At 63.1% G+C, this 16321-nt stretch carries 15 protein-coding genes; 6 read left to right on the forward strand and 9 right to left on the reverse strand.

Going from position 1 to position 16321, the window contains the following annotated elements; translation table 11 throughout:
• Positions 1-6 precede the first annotated feature (6 nt).
• Positions 7-1047 (forward strand): tryptophan 2,3-dioxygenase, encoded by a 1041-nt coding sequence (kynA, locus tag ACE3UG_RS06555; RefSeq protein ID WP_374621263.1) that lies wholly within the window; start codon positions 7-9, stop codon positions 1045-1047.
• A 301-nt stretch (positions 1048-1348) separates the two neighbouring features.
• On the opposite strand, the gene ACE3UG_RS06560 is transcribed toward kynA, so the two are convergent.
• Positions 1349-2197, reverse strand: a complete 849-nt coding sequence (locus ACE3UG_RS06560; RefSeq protein WP_374621266.1) for an IclR family transcriptional regulator — start codon at positions 2195-2197, stop codon at positions 1349-1351.
• 229 nt (positions 2198-2426) lie between these two features.
• On the opposite strand from ACE3UG_RS06560, the gene ACE3UG_RS06565 reads away from it, so the two are divergent.
• Positions 2427-3620, forward strand: coding sequence for an acyl-CoA dehydrogenase (locus tag ACE3UG_RS06565; RefSeq protein ID WP_374621269.1), 1194 nt, complete (start codon positions 2427-2429; stop codon positions 3618-3620).
• Positions 3621-3824: 204 nt separating this feature from the next.
• On the opposite strand, the gene ACE3UG_RS06570 is transcribed toward ACE3UG_RS06565, so the two are convergent.
• Entirely contained in the window at positions 3825-4463 is a 639-nt protein-coding gene (locus ACE3UG_RS06570; protein ID WP_374621271.1) for a peroxiredoxin, read from the reverse strand.
• Positions 4464-4702: 239 nt separating this feature from the next.
• Between ACE3UG_RS06570 and ACE3UG_RS06575 the strand changes: the two genes are divergently transcribed.
• The 3 genes from ACE3UG_RS06575 (at position 4703) to ACE3UG_RS06585 (ending at position 6013) form a co-directional block, all read left to right on the forward strand.
• A complete protein-coding gene (locus ACE3UG_RS06575) occupies positions 4703-4978 on the forward strand; it encodes a YqjD family protein (RefSeq protein WP_017231663.1) in 276 nt (91 codons plus the stop codon).
• A gap of 101 nt (positions 4979-5079) precedes the next feature.
• A complete protein-coding gene (locus ACE3UG_RS06580) occupies positions 5080-5463 on the forward strand; it encodes a phage holin family protein (protein WP_374621274.1) in 384 nt (127 codons plus the stop codon).
• 13 nt (positions 5464-5476) lie between these two features.
• On the forward strand, positions 5477-6013 hold the full coding sequence (locus tag ACE3UG_RS06585) for a hypothetical protein (RefSeq protein ID WP_374621277.1): 537 nt from the start codon (positions 5477-5479) through the stop codon (positions 6011-6013).
• A 14-nt stretch (positions 6014-6027) separates the two neighbouring features.
• Here ACE3UG_RS06585 and ACE3UG_RS06590 read toward each other — a convergent pair whose 3' ends face one another.
• From ACE3UG_RS06590 to ACE3UG_RS06620, 7 genes are all read right to left on the reverse strand, one after another.
• The gene (locus ACE3UG_RS06590) at positions 6028-6546 is read right to left on the reverse strand and encodes a GspH/FimT family pseudopilin (RefSeq protein ID WP_374621279.1); all 519 of its coding nucleotides are present in this window, start codon (positions 6544-6546) and stop codon (positions 6028-6030) included.
• Positions 6536-7174, reverse strand: coding sequence for a hypothetical protein (locus ACE3UG_RS06595; protein WP_374621282.1), 639 nt, complete (start codon positions 7172-7174; stop codon positions 6536-6538). Before ACE3UG_RS06595 ends, ACE3UG_RS06590 begins: the two co-directional genes overlap by 11 nt.
• On the reverse strand, positions 7153-8106 hold the full coding sequence (locus ACE3UG_RS06600; RefSeq protein WP_374621285.1) for a PilW family protein: 954 nt from the start codon (positions 8104-8106) through the stop codon (positions 7153-7155). The genes ACE3UG_RS06595 and ACE3UG_RS06600 overlap by 22 nt, the downstream gene beginning before the upstream one ends.
• A 719-nt stretch (positions 8107-8825) precedes the next feature.
• Positions 8826-9083 carry an acyl-CoA-binding protein gene (locus ACE3UG_RS06605; RefSeq protein ID WP_374621288.1) on the reverse strand — a complete coding sequence of 86 codons (258 nt, stop codon included), beginning with the start codon at positions 9081-9083 and terminating at the stop codon, positions 8826-8828.
• 313 nt (positions 9084-9396) lie between these two features.
• On the reverse strand, positions 9397-10884 hold the full coding sequence (adeC, locus tag ACE3UG_RS06610) for an AdeC/AdeK/OprM family multidrug efflux complex outer membrane factor (RefSeq protein WP_374621291.1): 1488 nt from the start codon (positions 10882-10884) through the stop codon (positions 9397-9399).
• A gap of 3 nt (positions 10885-10887) precedes the next feature.
• A complete protein-coding gene (locus ACE3UG_RS06615; RefSeq protein ID WP_374621294.1) occupies positions 10888-14073 on the reverse strand; it encodes an efflux RND transporter permease subunit in 3186 nt (1061 codons plus the stop codon).
• Positions 14074-14088: 15 nt separating this feature from the next.
• Entirely contained in the window at positions 14089-15306 is a 1218-nt protein-coding gene (locus ACE3UG_RS06620; RefSeq protein WP_374621297.1) for an efflux RND transporter periplasmic adaptor subunit, read from the reverse strand.
• A gap of 310 nt (positions 15307-15616) precedes the next feature.
• Between ACE3UG_RS06620 and ACE3UG_RS06625 the strand changes: the two genes are divergently transcribed.
• The gene (locus ACE3UG_RS06625; RefSeq protein ID WP_374621300.1) at positions 15617-16279 is read left to right on the forward strand and encodes a TetR family transcriptional regulator; all 663 of its coding nucleotides are present in this window, start codon (positions 15617-15619) and stop codon (positions 16277-16279) included.
• The last annotated feature ends 42 nt before the right edge of the window (positions 16280-16321 follow it).

Genomic DNA, 16321 nt, shown 5'->3' on the forward strand with positions numbered 1-16321 from the left:
TTCAGCATGCACAAGCCCCCCCACTCGACGCACGATCAACACGACACCGCGACGCCCGCGACGGACACCACGCCCGCACAGGGCGGGTGCCCGTTCGGGCACCCGCGCACGGACGAAGCCGCCCTGGACGCCCCGGATGCGCCGGCAGGTACGTCGCATACGGCAGCTACGTCAGATATGCCGGATGTATCGGATGTGTCGGATGTGTCGGATGTGTCGGTCAACGCGACGCAATGGCACGACGCGAAGCTCGATTTCTCGAAGAGCATGAGCTACGGCGACTATCTGTCGCTCGATCCGATTCTGAACGCACAGCATCCGCGCTCGACGGATCACAACGAGATGCTGTTCATCATCCAGCATCAGACGAGCGAGCTGTGGATGAAGCTCGCGCTCTATGAGCTGCAGGCGGCACGTACGGCCGTTCACAACGACGATCTGCCGCCAGCGTTCAAGATGCTCGCCCGCGTGTCGCGCATTCTCGAACAACTGGTACAGGCGTGGAGCGTTCTGGCGACGATGACGCCGTCGGAATATTCCTCGATGCGCCCGTCGCTGGGCAGTTCGTCGGGCTTTCAGTCGTATCAATACCGCATTCTGGAGTTCATCCTGGGCAACAAGAATGCGGCGATGTTGAAGCCCCATTCCCATCGTCCCGATCTCTTCCAACAGGTGGAAGCCGCGCTGCGAGCGCCGTCGTTCTACGACGAAGTGGTACGCCTGCTCGCGCGTCGCGGATTCGCGATTGCCCCCGAACGGCTGGAGCGCGACTGGACCACGCCGACACCGCACGACGAGACTGTCGAGGCGGCGTGGCTTGAGGTGTATCGCAACCCGTCGCAGCACTGGGCGCTGTACGAGATGGCCGAAGAGTTGGTCGATCTCGAAGACGCGTTCCGCCAATGGCGCTTCCGCCACGTGACGACCGTCGAGCGAATCATCGGCTTCAAGCAAGGCACCGGCGGCACAAACGGCGCTCCCTACCTGCGCAAGATGCTCGATGTCGTGCTGTTCCCTGAGTTGTGGCACGTGCGAACGTTGCTGTGATGTCGTCGTCGTGATGTCGTCGCCGCGACAACACCCACCGCATAGATCCGGCGAGCGCCCGCCCCTCTTGCCCAGGGCCGCGGCGCTTGCCCGTCCCCTGACTCCGCTCCAATGCTTGTTAAGTCGCTACGTCAGGGGACGGACAATCACCGCCATCGAGCAGCCTGCCACCCAACGCCCCTCACTTCGATGGATGCCGCCGGATCAATACCGTTGACGATCAGATTTGGGACCCGCCCTCAGTGCGACTTGACTCGCCTCGGAGTGGTGCGTGCGACCTCCCACACCACTCACCACCGATTCAAGCCTGCCCGCTCAGACGCGCGGCCAATTGCCTGAGACGCGGACCGATTTCCTCTCGAAAAACCGCATCCGGAATCGACGACGACGGCCCGCTGCAACTGATGGCCAGCCAGCGGTTCTGCCGCACATCGCGAAGCGGCACTGCTACCGCATTCACGCCTTCATGCCACTCGCGAAACGAGTAGCAACACCCCTCGCGCTTGTACGACTCAATCCCCTTGTCAACGCCCGATTGCAACGTGCCCCAACCGACGTTGCGTAACGCCGATGGATTCGCATCGTACGCATCGTGCAGGTCCGCGAGCATCGTCTCCCGCTCGGTCGGCGTCATGGCCGCCAAGTAGACGCGCCCCATCGAACTCGTCAACATCGACAGACGTGAACCCGCCGTCAATCCCAACGTGAGATGCGCCGAGTCGCTGCGCATGGTCTCGAGATACATCATGTCGATACCTTCACGACAACCCAGCGAAATCGAACACCCCATTTCCTTGGCCAACGCCCGCATGTGCGGACGTGCCAGCGTCAACATGTCGGTACCGCTCAAGAATGCATAGCCCAAGGCCAGCACGCCGGCATCCAACGCGTACTTGCCAAGCGCTGCGTCGTAACGCAGATAGCCCAGCTCCGTGAGCGTGTAGGCCAGTCGGCTGACCGTCGCCTTCGGCAACCCGGTGCGCGCCGCGAAGTCGCGATTGCCCAGCAGCACGTCGTCAGGACCAAAGGCGCGCAACAGTTCAAGCCCCCGCGCGAGCGCCGTCACAAACTTGCGCTCGTCGTGCGAAGGTGACACACCATGGGTCGGCGCGCCGGAAAAGGCAGACAGGGACGTTTTGACGACAACCATCGTGCACTCCACTTCAAATGAATTCGACCCAGGCATCCACCAACCGTTGCCGGGCAAAAAGCTTTAGTGTTAAACTAACTTCGATTTCAGAACATTGTTCCGCATTGCGGAACTTAAGTCAAGTCGTCGTACTTGGGTGGTCCGGGATACGGCGACGTATGCCCGACACCGGCAGGGCCGGCGAGGATTGTGTCAGCGCATTTTTCGAGAACATCGGAGGAGATAGGTCATGGCAGGCAATGCACAGTTTCATTGGGAAGATCCGCTGTTGCTCGACGCGCAGCTCACCAGCGACGAGCGCATGATTCGCGACGCGGCGGCCGCCTACGCGAACGACAAGCTCGCACCGCGCGTGCTCGAGGCGTTCCGTCACGAGCGCACTGACGTGGCGATCTTTCGCGAGATGGGCGAGATCGGCCTGCTCGGCCCGACGATTCCCGAACAGTACGGTGGCCCGGGGCTGAACTATGTGGCCTACGGCCTCATCGCGCGCGAAGTCGAGCGTGTCGATTCGGGCTATCGCTCGATGATGTCGGTGCAGTCGTCGCTCGTCATGGTGCCGATCTTCGAGTTCGGCAGTGACGCACAGAAACAGAAGTACCTGCCCAAGCTGGCGAGCGGCGAGTGGATCGGCTGCTTCGGTCTGACGGAGCCGAATCACGGTTCGGACCCGGCCGGCATGACTACACGCGCCAAGAAGGTCGCCGGTGGCTACGAATTGAGCGGCAGCAAGATGTGGATCACCAATTCGCCCATCGCAGACGTCTTCGTCGTCTGGGGCAAGCTCGCCGACGAGAATGGCGACGAGAAAATTCGCGGCTTCATCCTGGAGAAAGGCTGGAAGGGCTTGAGCGCACCGGCGATTCACGGCAAGGTCGGCCTGCGGGCATCGATCACCGGTGAGATCGTGATGGATCAGGTATTCGTGCCGGAAGAGAACCTGATGCCGGGCGTCTCCGGCCTGAAGGGACCGTTCACCTGCCTGAATTCAGCCCGATATGGCATCGCCTGGGGCGCACTGGGCGCCGCCGAATTCTGCTGGCACATGGCACGCCAGTACGTGCTCGACCGTCAGCAGTTCGGACGTCCGCTGGCCGCCAATCAGTTGATTCAGAAGAAACTGGCCGACATGCAGACCGAAATCACACTGGGCTTGCAGGGCTGCCTGCGTCTGGGGCGCATGAAGGACGAAGGCACGGCCGCCGTCGAGATTACGTCGATGATGAAGCGCAACTCGTGCGGCAAGGCACTGGACGTCGCCCGCATGGCGCGCGACATGCTCGGCGGCAACGGTATCTCCGACGAGTTCGGCATCGCCCGCCATCTCGTGAACCTCGAAGTGGTCAACACGTACGAAGGCACGCACGACATTCACGCCCTGATCCTCGGCCGCGCGCAGACGGGTATCCAGGCGTTCTTCTGATGAAATGACGCGATGAATCGGGTTGCACGAACCGCAAGCAATTGCGCAGTTCGTGCGACTTGTCGGGTACGCGTCGTCTCTTAGGCCGCAATTCGCGGGCCGTCAATCCCCCAGGCGACGGCGCGTACCCCACAAAAAATGCCAGCGCAAGCGCTGGCATTTTCGTTATTTGCTGCCGTCTTACGCGTTTTGCCGCGTGCCGGATTACTTGTTCGGCTGTGGCGTGAGACGCAAGTACGGACGCACGGCCTTGTAGCCCTTCGGGAATTTCTCCTTCAGTACGGCTTCGTCCTTGAGCGACGGCACGATCACGACGTCATCGCCGTCCTTCCAGTTCCCCGGCGTCGCCACCGAGTAGTTGTCGGTCAGTTGCAGCGAGTCGATCACACGCAGCACCTCGTCGAAGTTCCGCCCCGTGCTGGCCGGATACGTGATGATCAGGCGCACCTTCTTCTTCGGATCGATGACGAACAGCGAGCGAACGGTCAAGGTTTCGCTGGCATTCGGATGGATCATGTCGTAGAGCTGCGAAACCTTACGATCGCCGTCGGCCAGAATCGGGAAATTGACCGCGGTGTTCTGCGTTTCGTTGATGTCCTTGATCCAGCCCTTGTGCGACTCGGCGTCATCGACCGATAGCGCAATCGCCTTCACATTGCGCTTTTCGAACTCACCTTTGAGTTTGGCGGTCAGACCCAGCTCGGTGGTGCATACGGGCGTGTAATCGGCCGGATGCGAGAAGAGCACGCCCCAACTGTCACCGAGGAATTCATGGAACTTGATTTTGCCAACCGACGAGTCTTGCTCGAAATCGGGGGCAATGTCACCCAAACGCAATGTCATTTACAGTCTCCTTGAGAACCGTCAACTCAGTGGGGTCAAGACTATAGGATGCTGAGGTTGACCCGAACGAATAAATAATTTGCTGCACATAATTATTCGAAATATAGGGCGATCGAGATGTTGTTTAATGGCAACGACGCGTTGAAAGGGTTACGATACCACTCATATCCTTTCTTGTATTTTCCTCCCCGAACCGGGTAACGACAATGTCGCATATGCCTACCAACAAGGAGAAGTTCATGACCGATATCAAATCCGTATTGGCCGATGCCGAAGACCTGCTCAAGCAAGCCGCCAACACGACCGGTGAGCGCGCCTCCGAACTGAGCGACAAGGCCCTTGCACTGCTCAAGCAAGCCAAGGAAAAGGCTTCCGACGTGCAGGTGGTCGTCGTCGAGAAGAGCAAGCAAGCCGCTCGCGTGACCGACGACTACGTTCACGACCATCCGTGGCAAGCCGTGGGTATCGCTGCCGGCATCGGCGTGGTGATCGGCCTCTTGCTCAACCGCAAATAAGTTGCGCCGGCGCACGTCGTTTCCTCGCCTACTTTGCCCAAGGTGGAGCCCGCCTGACCGGTGCGACGGGTCAGGCGGGCCGCCCAGCCCAAGCCCAGCCCATGACCGACAATGATCGTACGACCCCACCGCAGCCTTCGCTGCGGCGCCTCGCCGGTGCGTTGCTCGAGATCGTACAGTCGCGCATCGAACTCATCGGCATCGAATTGACCGAAGAGAAGGAACGCCTGATGGGCGTGGCTTTTCTCGGCCTGGCCGCGATGCTCTTCGGTGTTCTCGCCCTCGTGTCGTTGACCGCGCTGGTGATCGTGATTTTCTGGGACACCTACCGCCTTCAGGCCATGTCCGGCATCTGTATCGTGTATGTGTTGCTCGCAGGCGGATGCGCCTTGCGCGCACGCAACATTCTGCGCGACGCCCCCATGCCGTTCGAGGCCACGCTGGCCGAGTTCGAAAAAGACCGCGACGCTCTGCGTCCGGACTGAAGGAGACCTGCTCGTGCCACTGGAACAGAATCGCCCGCGCCGAACGCGACCCTCGCGACCCTCGCGCCCCTCGAGGCGCTCGCGTCACGAGCTGCTCGCGATCCGCAAGGAACTGGTGCTCACACGCATCGCCATCGAGCGCGCCGAACTGATCCAGGCCTCGCACGTCACGCGCGAGCGCCTGAGAAATTTCCGCTGGGTACGCTACCTGCTGCCCGGTGGCTTTGCGAAGTTCTCCGGGCTTGGTGGGCTTGCCAACTCGGGACTCAAGCTCGGCGGACTGCTCGAACGCTATCCGCTGGTCAGTTCCGTGGCCTCGCTGGCCCTCACCGGTATGTCGCATACGCCTGTCGGGCGCGTCGTCAGACGTGCGCTCAAGTGGGGCGGTCTCGGTGTTCTCGCGTGGCAAGGCATCAAGCTCTGGCAAGATTCGACGAAACCGTCGAACCCTCACGCCAACGACGCCGGCGCTCTGCGCGCCGCGTCTGCACCCACCGCAGACACGTCCGGCCCCGAAGCTCACGACACCGGCACTACGCCGATCATGTAACCGTCGCGCGTGCCTCACGGCGCGCAGCGGCGGGCGACGCGGGCGCGACCATACGCATTGATCGTAATGCATATGCGCCGTCCGTGCCCTGCGACCCGCACGGTCCCCGCCAGCCATCCACGGGCCCGCGTTCGCATGAACCCGTTTTCTTCGAATGCCAGTCCCTCTGTCTCGTACAGCGCCCATTGCATTTCGACGCGCACGCCCTGAGGCAATGGGGCATGCCGCGCCAGCAATGTTTCCCCTGCGTCGAAGCGATCGTTTCGATTCTCATCGATGAATGTCACCCAGCCGCTGCTTAGGCTCGCACCATCGTGCGGCGCGATCGCAACGCGTCGGTGACGCCCCAATGCCTCTGCGCGCGCGGCTTGCATCGATGCCAGAATCGCGCGGGCGGTGATATCGACCCCCACCCGACGGCGAACTGACTCGATCGAAGGCGAAACCGCCAGCAACGCGATAGCCAGCACGGCCATGGCGACCACACACTCGAGCAACGTGACGCCCCGCGCAGGACGCAGATCACGACGCATCGCAACGCTCGCGGTGGGCATCCTGCGCGGGCATGTTGTTGGCGCCATCGCGCCACGCCACAACCTCGCGCCAATTGAGCAAACGCGACGAGAACGACGGCGATGGCCCACGGCTGCGTGCGTCTTGTGTTTGGCGCCGAACCTCGTAGATCGCCTGCAGGTAGACCCGCGTACCCGGCAAGTCACCGCACCCCATCGCGCTCACCCGATACCGGCGCACCGACGCATCGCGAACGGCCGGTTCGTCTGTGAGATAGGCCGAAAACGCGATTCTCTCGATGAAGTAGCGCGCGCTGCGCCCGGCGATGACTGCCGCACTGCCGTGCCAATCGACCGTGCGCCATCGCGGCACCTGCTTCTGATACCAGACATTGCCTCGGTGATTGGCCTCGATCACCCCATACGGCCCCGCGTCGAACACGGACCCGGCCGCCGCGATGTCCGCAGCGCGCTCGTCACGTGTGAGCACGTCGCGTGCGGCGGCAAGGGCGTTGTCGGCCGCTGAGAATGCTGCGGCACGATCGCTCGTATACGCGATGAAACGGCTCGCCAATTCACGATGGTGCATACCGGAGGCGGCGAGCGCCATCAAGGCGGCCAACCACATCACCATGAAGACGCCAACCATTTCGCCTCCTCCCCCACGCCGCCGTCGTTGCGACGATAGGCCACCGCATTGACCACATGCAAATGAACGTCTCCGGCATTGAACAGCCGCTTGGACTCCCGCCCCCCGGACGCCGCGTCGAAAACTTCGACCACACTCACCGCTCGCGGCTTTCCACCGCGTCGCGGCGCGCCACGCATGACCAGCGAAAACGCCACCGCCGCCACGTTTTCCCATCCCCCTTCACCGGGTGGGGGACGTGGCGGCCGGCGGCGCATACTGATGAACGGCGGCGTCCATCGCACCGGCCCCGTCCCGCCGTCACGAAACCCCAACCGGAGGTACATCGCCTCCACCCCGCCGACCAGCACTTGTGCCGGATGCAGGTCGGTCGCCGACATCCGGTGCTCACCATAACGGCAGTAAAGCGAGGGGACCGCGTCCTCTCCCTTGTCGACATAGAAGATGCTGAGATGACGGTCGTCCAGGCGCCCCGTTGTGCCGACTTGCCGTCCGGCGCAGTTGTGAAGCGCGCCATTGCCCTGCGAAAAGCCCGCGCCGTGGAACTGCACCTCGAGCATTGCGCTGCCCTGCCAACCGCGCCTCGGGCAAGTGTCCAGCGAGCCCGAGCACTCGGCGCTGGCCCTCAGCGACGGCCAGTCACGCGCGCCCTGCCCCGGTAGCCGGATCGCACCTTCCATCGGGTCCCAGTTGCGGTATCCCGCCATGCCGACCGCACGCGTGAGCTGGGTCAATGCAAAGACGGCGCGCTCGTTGACGTCGTATCGCTCGGCCTGCACCCGCCACAACCGGATGCCTGCGAGATAGATGGCCGTCGCCGCCGTCACGATCAGCAACCCGAGCGGCAAGGTCAGTACCCATTCAAGCAGCGTGAAGCCAGCCATGCGGCGCTTGCGCACGCCGCCCCATGCCCCGAAGCCCGCCCCGCTCATGGTTGACGGCGAACGCGCCACGCATCATCCCCGGACTGCGCGGGCGCAGCCATCGCCACCGCTTTCGGTAACGAAGCAAGCTCAGCAGATGACATGCCGCCCGCCGCCTGCCATCGTGCAAAGCCTTGTGCGCCGGCGGTGAGCGCCAGCAGCGTGAACATGACGTCCAGCAACGCCGCGCCCCGGGCCCGCGTCTTGCGCCGCACCCGGCTCACCGGCCCCACAGCCGGCTTTGCACACGTCAGTGGCGCGAGCGCTCGCAGCGGCAATGACCACGGCCCTCGCTCCCGGTTCGCAACGCGTGACGGCACGCACTGAGCGCGTCGCGCCGGCGTGCGAACGCGATTGGCCGATGCCTGGCGAAGCGTAGGCCGGTCCGCACGTCGAATTGGGTGTCGTTGATCTTGTCGCATGGTTCGGGTTCTCGTCGGGTGGATGACGCGTCCATCGTCGCGCACCGCGCACGACACGCCAATCGGACCGCCCCCCAAAACCCACCCCGCCATGCGCCACCTCACTTCTCATACGCAGCGAATCGCCAGGCCGTGCGTCACCACGCAACGGCGCACGAACCCATAAAAAACGGCGACCGAAGTCGCCGTCGTCTGGCTTGTCGTACCCAATCGGTTCAACGCTGCCTCGGTCGTCCGAATGCTGTCCGCATGTTGTCTAAATGTCGACCGGCCGCTGCACTGTCGGCCACACGGCACGCGAAAATCTCATCCCTTCAGTTCTTCGACGAGTGCCACATACGCCGACTGCGCCTCTTCTTTCGACTTGCCCTTGAGCATTTCCCAGGCGTCGAACTTGGCGCGACCGACGAAATCCGTAATGCCGGGACGCGCCCCCGACACGTCACCCTCCGTGCCTTGCTTGAACAGCGCGTAGATACGCAGCAACGTGAAATTGTCGGGGCGTTCGGGCAGCGTCTTGGATTGGGCTACCGCCTCGTCGAAGCGGGCTTGAAGATCGCTCATGGTGTCTCTCCCTGGAAATGCTGTCAGCTTATAAGTGCCCCGCGCGCCGGGTCGACCGCGTCATGGAACGCTCGCGTCCACGCTTGGGGTGTTGCGAATACAACGCAAACTAGGATATCGACGAAGCCGTAAGCGAGGTAGGGGCCAGCGTAGAACCCGGCGTCTAAACCTCTCGGGAACTGAGCCGATTATTCACGCGATACGGTGGATAAATGCAAAACGCCCGGCCATTGCCGGGCGTCTCGAACTTCAAGCGTTGCACCACCGCGAGACATTTGCGCTGCTCACGCCGCGCGCCTGCCTCACGACACGATCACGATGCCGCCGCAGGCGCGGACGCCACCCCGGCAGTTGCCGGAACCGTGCGCTCTTCCCAACCGCCGCCAAGCGCCTTGTACAGCGTGACGAGGTTGGTCCAGCGCGACAGGCGCGCGGCGATCAGCGACTGCTGCGCCAAGTACAGCGAGCGTTGCGAGACGAGTGCGCTCAGAAAGCTGTCCACACCGTTGCGATAGCGCAGATCCGAGAGCTTGTAACTCTCGTCGTTCGCCTTGACGAGCGACTCCTGCGCCGCGATCTGATCGTCGAGCGTGCCGCGCGCAGCCAAACCGTCGGACACTTCGCGGAATGCCGTCTGTATCGTCTTCTCGTAGTTGGCGATCTCGATACGCTTTTGCACCTTCGCCAGATCGAGGTTGGCAATGTTCTGCCCACCCGCGAAGATCGGCAGCGTGATGGTCGGCGCGAACGACCATGCGCCCTGCCCGCCCTTGAACAGATTGCTCAGCGACGCGCTCGCCGTGCCCGCGCTCGCCGTGAGCGAGATCGACGGGAAGAACGCAGCTCGCGCCGCGCCGATGTTGGCGTTGGCGCCCTTGAGAATATGCTCGGCCGCCGTCACGTCCGGTCGACGCAGCAGCAGATCGGAGGGCAGCCCGGCCGGCAGATCGGCGAGCAGACCCTGCCCGTCGAGCGGACGTCCCGGCGGCAGATCGGCCGGTATCGGCTGACCGATGAGCAGCGTGAGTGCATTCTCGTCCTGCGCGACCTGGCGCGTGTACTGCGCGTAATTCGCCCGCGCCGAATCCACCGGCGTTTGCGCCTGGCGCAGGTCCAGCCCGGAGGCCGTCCCCACGTCGAAGCTGCGCTTGGTCAGCGCGTACGACGACTCCTGGCTCTTGAGCGTGTCGGCCGTGAGCTTGAGCAGTTCCTGATCGGCCAGCCACGTAAGGTATGCCGTAGCCACCTCCGAGATCAACGTGATGTGCGCTGCCTTGGCGGTGTCCTCGCTTGCCAGGTACGTCTCCAGCGCCTGATCCTTCAGGCTCTGAATACGGCCGAACAGGTCGAGTTCGTACGACGTGAAGCCCACCCCCACCTGATAGCTGCGACTGATGCCGGCGCGCCCCGACGACGACATGTCCGCCGGCGAGCGCTGGATCGACGCCTGCCCCGCCGCCCCGACCGAGGGCAGCAGCGCCGAGCGCTGAATCTGGTATTGCGCACGCGCAGCTTCGACGTTGAGCATCGATACGCGCAGATCGCGGTTGTTCTGCAGCGCGATCTCGATCAGCTTCTGCAGACGGGGATCGGTGAAGAAGTCTCGCCAGCCCAGATCGGCGGCCACCACGGTATTGCTGCCCGCAGTGCCGTTCTGGTTCGCCGCCCCCGGCGTCTTGTAGGCCGGGCCGCTGGGGAACGACGTGGCAACCGGCGCCTCGGGCCGCTCATAGTGCGGCGCGAGGGTACAGCCTGCCAGGGACGCTGCCGCCAAGGCCATCGACAATGCTTTGTGCTTCATAGGTCAGTTTCCTTCCTTGGCGGGACCTTCGGTTGCGTCCGGGTCCGGGTTCGGTTTGCGCGCCTCCGGATGCTCCACGGTGTCCAGATCTTCATGGCCGATGCGCTTGCGCACCAGCACGAAGAAGACCGGCACGTAGTAGATCGCGAGGAATGTCGCCGCCAGCATGCCGCCAATCACGCCGGTGCCGATCGCGTGTTGCGACGCCGAGCCTGCGCCGTTGGAGATTGCCAGCGGCAACACGCCAAGCACGAACGCCATCGACGTCATCAGAATCGGGCGCAGACGCAGTCGCACGGCTTCCATCGTCGCTTCCTTCAGCGTACGGCCCTGCTCCTGCAGATCCTTGGCGAATTCCACGATCAGAATCGCGTTCTTCGCCGACAGACCCACGGTGGTGAGCAGACCCACCTGGAAGTACACGTCATTGGAGAGCCCGCGCAGCGTTGCGGCCAGCAGCGCCCCCAACACGCCCAGCGGCACCACCAGAATCACCGAGAACGGGATCGACCAGCTTTCGTACAGCGCCGCCAGACACAGGAACACGATCAGAATCGAGATCGCGTACAGCGCCGGTGCCTGCGAGCCGGAGATGCGCTCTTCGAACGACAGGCCCGTCCACTCCAGACCGATACCCGGCGGGAGCTGCTTCGCGATTTCCTCAACCGCCTTCATGGCGTCGCCCGACGACTTGCCCGGGGCCGGCATGCCCTGAATTTCCACGGCAGGCACACCGTTGTAACGCTCCAGACGCGGCGAGCCATAAACCCACTTGCCCGTCGCGAAGGCCGAGAACGGCACCATCGTCCCGCTCGCGTTGCGAACGTAGAGCTTGTTGATGTCCTGCGGCAGCATCCGGTCCTTCGCTTCCGCCATGACATACACCTTCTTCACGCGGCCACGGTCGATGAAGTCGTTCACGTACGACGAGCCCCACGATGCCGAGAGCGTCGTGTACACGTCGGCAATCGACAGACCCAATGCAGCCGCCTTCTCTTCGTCGACATCCACCTTGTACTGCGGCGTGTCGTCGAGACCGTTCGGACGCATGTTCGCCAGATTCGGGTTCTTCGACGCCAATCCCAGCATCTGGTTACGCGCGGCCATGAGCGCGTCGTGGCCGAGGCCTGCGCGATCCTGCAACTCGAAGTCGATACCGCCGGCATTCCCCAGCTCCGGCACCGACGGCGGGTTGATGGCGAAGATCATCGCGTCCTTCACGCTGGCGAACGCCTGATAAGAACGCGCGATCACGGCCTGCACCTTGAGATTGGCCGACTGCCGCTCATCCCACGGACGCATCATCGTAAACGCCAGGCCCACGTTCTGACCCCGGCCGTTGAAGCCGAAGCCCGTCACCGTGAAGATCGAACGCACCGCGTCCTTCTCCTGCTCGAGATAGTGCTTCTCGACCTGCTTCATCACGTTGAGCGTACGCTCCTGCGTCGCACCCGGCGGCAATTGCACGAGATTGAAGAAGTAGCCCTGATCTTCGTCGGGCAAGAACGCCGTCGGCATGCGCACGAACAGGAAGCCGACCACCGCCACGATCACCACGTAGACGATCAGCAACGGCGTGCTGCGCTTCAGAATGCGCTCCACCTGGCCCTGATATTTCTTCGAGCCACTGTCGAACGTGCGGTTGAACCAGCCGAAGAAGCCACGCTTCTCGTGCACCTCGCCTTTCTTGATCGGCTTGAGAATCGTGGCGCACATGGCCGGCGTCAGCACGATGGCCACCAGCACCGACAGCGCCATGGCCGCCACGATGGTCAGCGAGAACTGTCGATAGATGGCACCGGTCGAGCCGCCGAAGAACGCCATCGGCACGAACACGGCCGAGAGCACGAGCGCCACGCCCACCAGGGCGCCGACAATCTGGCTCATCGCCTTCTTTGTCGCTTCCTTCGGACTCAGCCCCTCTTCGGCCATCACCCGCTCGACGTTCTCGACCACCACAATGGCATCGTCGACCAGCAAACCGATGGCAAGCACCAGGCCGAACATCGAGAGTGTGTTGATGGAGAAACCGGCCGCGCCCATGATGCCGAACGTGCCGAGCAACACCACCGGCACGGCAATCGTCGGGATGATCGTCGCGCGCAGATTCTGCAGGAACAGATACATCACGAGGAACACCAGCACGATACCTTCGATGAGGGTCTTGATCACTTCCTCGATCGAGATCTTCACGAACGGCGTGGTGTCGTACGGGAAGTCGGCCTTCATGCCCGCCGGGAAATACTGCGCGAGTTCCGCGACCTGCTGCTTGACGGCAGTCGCCGTTTGCAGCGCGTTGGCCCCCGTGGCCAGCGTGACCGCGAGACCCGCCGCCGGCTTGCCGTTGTAACGGGCGACCACCTGATACGATTCGCCGCCCAGCTCCACGCGGGCCACGTCGCCCAGGCGCACCTGCGAGCCGTCCTTGTTGACCTTGAGCAGAATGTTGCGGAACTGCTCCGGCGTCTGCAGGCGGCTTTGCGCCATCACCGTGGCGTTGAGCTGCTGCCCCTTCACCGCAGGCGCACCGCCCAGCTCACCTGCCGAGACCTGCACGTTCTGCGCTTGAATTGCGTTCGAGACGTCGATGATCGTCAGGTTGTAGGCGTTGAGCTTCTGCGGATCGACCCAGACGCGCATCGCGTACTGCGCGCCGAAGAGCTGGACCTGACCCACACCGTTCACACGGCTGATCGGGTCCTGCACGTTGGCGGCGAGGTAATTCGCGAGATCGATGTCGGTCATCGAGCCGTCGTCGGAGTACGCGCCGATCACCAGCAGGAAGTTCTTGGTCGCCTTGGCCACCTTGATCCCCTGCTGCTGCACCTGCTGTGGGAGCAGCGGCGTAGCGAGTTGCAACTTGTTCTGCACCTGCACCTGCGCGATATCCGCGTTCGTGCCTTGCGCGAAGGTCAGCGTGATTTGCGCGGTACCCGAGCCGTCGGACGTCGACGACATGTACTCGAGGTGATCGATACCGTTCATCTGCTGCTCGATCACCTGCGTGACCGTATCCTGCACGGTCTGCGCCGACGCGCCCGGATAGGTCGCGGTGATCTGCACCGACGGCGGGGCGATCGGCGGGTACTGCGAGACCGGCAGCTTCAGAATCGAGAGCGCACCGGCCAGCATGATGACGATCGCGATCACCCAAGCGAAGATCGGGCGATCGATAAAAAACTTTGCCATGAATGTGGCTCCGCGTTATTGGGCTTTGGCGCTTGAGGCCGGGGCGGCAGCGGCCGCTGCCGGGGCGCTGGCACCCGCAGGCGCCTGCGTACCCGGCAACTGCGCCGGAACCGCCTTCGCCGGTGCGCCCGGGCGCACCTTCTGAAGACCGGACACGATCACTTGGTCGCCAGCGGCAAGACCCGAACTCACCAGCCACTTGTCACCGATCGCACGGTCGGCGACCAGTTGACGCAGCTCGACCTTGCCTTCCTTGTTCACGATCAGTGCCGTCGGCTGGCCCTTCTGGTCGCGCGTCACCCCTTGCTGCGGCACGAGCAGACCGCCTTCCTTCACCCCTTCCTGGAGTCTGGCGTGCACGAACATGCCCGGCAGCAACTCGCGATTCGGGTTCGGGAAAATGGCGCGCACGGTGACCGAGCCGGTCGTCTGATCGACGGTGATGTCGGAGAACTGCAGCTTGCCTTCGAACGGGTACTTCGAGCCGTCTTCCAGCGTCAACTCCACCTTGGCAGCGTTCTTGCCCGCGCTTTGCAGCTTGCCGTCGGCCAGCGCACGGCGCAGACGCAGGCCGTCGGCGGCCGATTGCGTCACGTCCACGTACATCGGATCGATCTGCTGAACGGTCGTCATCAGCGTGGCGGCGCCAGCCTGCACGTAGGCGCCTTCGGTCACCTGCGACAACCCCGTGCGGCCCGAAATCGGTGCCGGCACGTCGGTGTAGCCGAGGTTGATCTTCGCGGTGTCGACCGCGGCCTTGCCGGCCTGCACGTCGGCGTCGGCCTGAAGCGCGGCCGCGACGGCGTTGTCGTAGTCCTGCTTGGAGACCGCTTCGGCGGCCACCAGTTGCTTGTAGCGATCGGCCAGCAGCTTGGTCGACGCCTGATTCGCCACGGCCTTCGCAAGCGTTGCCTTGGCGTTCTCGTAAGCGGCCTGATACGTCGCCGGATCGATCTTGTAGAGGCGCTGCCCTGCCTTGACGTCACTGCCTTCGGTGAAATCGCGCTTGAGCACGATGCCGTCGACGCGTGCCCGCACGTCGGCAACGCGGAAGGGCGAAGTGCGTCCGGGCAGGTCGGTCGTCAGTGTTACGTTCTGAGGCTGCAGTGTCACGACGCCGACTTCCGGCACCATGCCCTGCGGCTGCTGCGGTTTCTTGCCGCACGCGGCCAGGGTCAATGCCGCAAGTGCGACGGCAGTGACCATCCCCAGTGAACTTCTCTTGACGTGCATATACGCCCCCGATAAATGGAATGCGGTCAGACAAATTGACAAATACGTTGCGACGATTGCGACGACGAAGCCCAGTCCGCAGTCCCGTCGCACAAAGGCAGGTCGGCGAATGCCTGAGGCCCGGAGGAGCGGGGCCATCAGTGAGGTTTTTCCCTAAGACGAAAGAGCTTAAATGTTCCCTGTGCAATTGAGCAAGCGGCTGCTATTATAGATACATTCATGAATGTATGTAAATCATATTGCGTCGCACGAATGCGCAGTCCTGTTTACATAGCATTTCGCAAATTTCCGCCGCCCCTGTGACACGACGATGGCCCGCAGAACCAAAGAGGAAGCGATCGAGACCCGCAATCTGTTGCTCGATACCGCCGAGACGGTGTTCGCTCAGAAAGGTGTGTCGCGCACGTCGCTTGCCGACATCGCCGAAGCCGCCGGCCTGACCCGCGGCGCCATTTACTGGCACTTCAAGAACAAGATCGACCTGTTCAACGCCATGACGGATCGCATCCGCCTGCCGATGGAGCGCATGATCGACGAGGAGTGCACTGAACCGGAGAACGGCGACCCAATGGCGCGCATGCATGAGATCTGCAAGCTCGTGCTCAGGGAAACCGCCCGCAACGAGCGCCGTCGCCGCGTGCTCGACATTCTGTTCCACAAGTGTGAATACACGAACGAGATGCTTTCGGTGCTTGAGCGTCAGCGCGAGGCATGCGCCGATGGCAAGCAGCGCATCATGCGAGACATGGAGCGCGCCATCGAGCGCGGTCAACTGCCCAAGGCGCTCGACACGCGCCGCGCGGCCATCATGCTGCACGCACTCGTTGTCGGCATGATGTCGGACTGGCTGTTCCTGCCCGACTATGACCTCGGCGCGGAGTGCGATGCCGTGGTCGACGGCTTCTTCGACATGCTGCGCACCAGTCCCGCGATGCAGCGCGCGAGCCCTCCCCCGCCGCCAGAAGCCGCCTGAGCGTACGCTTTCAGGCAAGGCACCCGCCCCTTCGCCAATTGC

It is taken from the genome of Pandoraea sp., assembly GCF_041919235.1.
Lineage (GTDB): Bacteria > Pseudomonadota > Gammaproteobacteria > Burkholderiales > Burkholderiaceae > Pandoraea.